The following is a 3,019-nucleotide window of genomic DNA, read 5'->3' as shown; positions in this document are numbered from 1 at the left end:
ATTCGATAGACTTTAGCACAATTGGGTCAAAAATGTTCTACCAGTAGGACTAGTTGCGATAACTTGCCGAGTCCGATCGAATACTACCGAACCGACACTTACAGACTGCTGACTTTGACTATAAATATAAGTTTGCGATCGATTATCGATCCTTTCTGTCAAGTATCCATAGATTTTACCTGCCCAATCACTCTCTTGTGCTAAATCGATCGCATGTAAATATTTCAGCACATCTTCGGCTGTCTCACAGTCAAATAATCCCGCTAATTGCGCGGCGGGTAAGCCCACGCGCGCCGCTGCGGCAACCAAAATTTCTAATCTCCCATCCGCTAAATGGTGATGAGTATGAAAAATCCCCCCCGCCAGCTTAATCAGCTTGCCATGATAGCCAAACAGCAATAACTTCGGCACTCCCAATAGTCCCGCCTCAGCTAATAATGGCCCCAACCAGTTCGCCGTCTTAATAATTCGATCGCGCTTAATCCCCATTTTCTGCGCCAGATCCAACCCATTCTCACCAATACAAAACACCAACGGCAAGATCCCCCCGTCCTCCCGGTCAGTGAGCGAAGTCGAACTGCCATCCCACTTAGCTCTCAACTCCGCCAAACAAGCCTCCAACTGCCCCGGCGCACTCAAAGGTTGAGAAATCCCCGTCGTTCCTAATAGTGATAAACCCTCAACCACTCCAAATGCCGCATTCGACGTGCGGGTTGCCAGTAGTCTCCCTTCCGGCAATATAATCGTCACTCGAATCTTCTGGGATGCTGTCAGCAAGGGTGCTAGATTCGCCTGTAAGAGCTGGCGAGCGTAACTATAAATGGCGGGCAGATCGTCGAGATTGGACTGCTTGCCGACCCCTTCACCCCCCACTAGCGCGATCGTTTCTACCTGGGTGGGTGCCCACTCAACTACCGCCCAAATCGGGGTATCGCGAGTGAGATCTAAGTTGTCGCCAGGATCGCTGTGAGTGATACCGAGCGCCATTCCCGGCTGAATTAAGGCAACTTGCTCGATCGAGATATATACGCGTTGCGGTGGCGTAATCAGATCGAGGCTCACTGACTTATATTCTGCGCTAGATTGCTGCAAACATTGTAATGCCGCGATCGCGCTAGCAGTCGCAAACACAGGTAGGGTATAACCAGAACGCATGGCAATTCAAAAATCGAGTACCCTGGATCTTAACAGCGATCGGCGCTCTATAATATTTGGTAGAATGAAAGCTAATTTGAGTTGAAATTCAAACTACATCACAGTGGGTCAAAACTATGGGCATTACTATTCCTGAGATCCTAACTTTAGAAGAAGCTTCTGTCTACTTAAGATTGTCAGTTGAAACAGTTGCTACTCAAGCTCTAAAAGGTAATATTCCCGGTCGGAAAATTGAAAATGATTGGCGATTTTTGAAATCGGCTATCGATGATTGGTTGCGTTCTAAAAATAGTAGTTCTGTCTTGCTCGCGCAAGCAGGTGCTTTAGCGGATGATGACTCGCTCGACCAACTGAGATCCTCAATTTATCAAGCCAGAGAACGTCCCGAAATCGATGATAAGTTAGGTTCTAATTAATGTATTTGCTCGATACGGATACCTTGACACATCTTCATGCTGGTAACTCTAACGTTGTAGAGCGATTGAGATCGGTAGTAGATGAAGAAATGGGCCTCTCGATTATTACTAAAGTTGAAATTTTACGCGGAAGGATCGATTATTTACTTAAAGCTGAAGCTGGTGAGAGCTTACTCAAAGCGCAAGAGCTTTTATTTCGGACGGAAGCATTACTGAGCGGTCTGCTAATCGTACCTGTAGATCGAGCTGCATCAATTGAATTCGATCGCTTACGTGGTGTATCTAATTTGCGTAAGATTGGACGAGCTGATTTGTTAATTGCCAGCATTACTCTTGCTAATCGAGCTACACTAGTGACGAGAAATTTACGGCACTTTAGACAAATTCCTGGTTTAAAGCTGGAAAATTGGGTCGATAGATAATCTGATATCTTCAACCTTAGATTTTAGACTTTCCACTTATTAACTGCTATGATTCCTACTAAAGAAATACTCATCACAATTATCGTCCAAAACCAGCCTTCCTCGATCGCGCCTGCTTCGACTGCAAAATAGATTGCCATTGGGATTGTTTGGGTTTGCCCTGGGATATTGCCAGCCAGCATCAGTGTCGCGCCAAACTCGCCTAAAGCTCGTGCAAAAGAAAGGACTGTCCCGGCTAAAAGTCCGGGGATGGCTAACGGCAAAGCAATGTACCAAAACACGGCTAGTTCGGAAGCACCATCCAGTCTCGCCACATCTAATAGTAAAGTGTCGATCTGCTCGAAAGCTCCCACAGCAGCACGATACATCAATGGAAAAGATACCACGATCGCGGCGATAACTGCGGCGTACCAAGTAAATACTAAGCCTAAATTCCAGCGATCGAGTATTTGTCCAAACACACCATTTTTTCCGAGCAAAATTAGCAAAATAAAACCGACAACCGTCGGTGGTAAAATCAGTGGTGCAATTAAAATGCCCTCAATTAGCGATCGCGCTCGACCGCGATAGCGATACATTTGATAAGCGACGATCGTCCCCAATCCACAGGTAATCATAGTGGCGATCGTCGATACTTTGAGGGAAATCCAGAGTGGGGATAAATCGGGGATGGACATGTGATTAAGGTTGAGGCTTGACAATCCCAAAGCCGTACTTCTTGAAGATAGCTGTTGCCGATTTACTGCTTAAGAACTCTACAAACTGTCGAGATCTAGTAGGAAATTTACTAGATTTCAAAATTGCGATCGGGTATCGAATTGGTGAGTGTAGTTTGGCATCGGCGATTGCCACTATTTGCACTTTACTCGAATTTTTGGCATCAGTGATATAGACAATTCCCGCATCGACATCACCTGTTTCTACGGTAGTTAAAACAGACTTAACATTATTACCTAGTAAGAGTTTAGATTTCACCCGTTCCAAAATACCTAAGTTTTTAAAAAATTCGGTTGCATATTGTCCGGC

The 3,019-nt window shown here is 45.3% G+C and carries 4 protein-coding genes and 1 pseudogene; 2 read left to right on the top strand and 3 right to left on the bottom strand.

What is annotated here, in order from left to right:
• Positions 1-12: 12 nt before the first annotated feature.
• Positions 13-1,155: a cobalt-precorrin-5B (C(1))-methyltransferase CbiD gene (gene cbiD / locus RMO35_RS06370; protein ID WP_309739422.1), complete on the bottom strand. Its 1,143-nt coding sequence runs from the start codon at positions 1,153-1,155 to the stop codon at positions 13-15.
• Between the two features lie 116 nt (positions 1,156-1,271).
• On the opposite strand from cbiD, the gene RMO35_RS06365 reads away from it, so the two are divergent.
• Complete coding sequence (locus RMO35_RS06365; RefSeq protein ID WP_309739420.1) at positions 1,272-1,571, top strand: helix-turn-helix domain-containing protein; 300 nt, start codon at positions 1,272-1,274, stop codon at positions 1,569-1,571.
• Positions 1,571-1,993, top strand: a complete 423-nt coding sequence (locus RMO35_RS06360) for a type II toxin-antitoxin system VapC family toxin (RefSeq protein ID WP_309739418.1) — start codon at positions 1,571-1,573, stop codon at positions 1,991-1,993. Before RMO35_RS06365 ends, RMO35_RS06360 begins: the two co-directional genes overlap by 1 nt.
• A gap of 29 nt (positions 1,994-2,022) precedes the next feature.
• Here RMO35_RS06360 and modB read toward each other — a convergent pair.
• Positions 2,023-2,670 (bottom strand): annotated as a pseudogene (gene modB, locus RMO35_RS06355) (molybdate ABC transporter permease subunit); the annotation flags it as partial.
• Positions 2,671-2,674: 4 nt separating this feature from the next.
• Positions 2,675-3,019 (bottom strand): molybdate ABC transporter substrate-binding protein (modA, locus tag RMO35_RS06350; protein WP_309739415.1); only part of this gene is annotated, 345 nt, incomplete at its 5' end.

The sequence above is a fragment of the Chamaesiphon sp. OTE_20_metabat_361 genome, from assembly GCF_031364565.1.
This window is presented reverse-complemented; position numbering and strand designations above follow the sequence as displayed.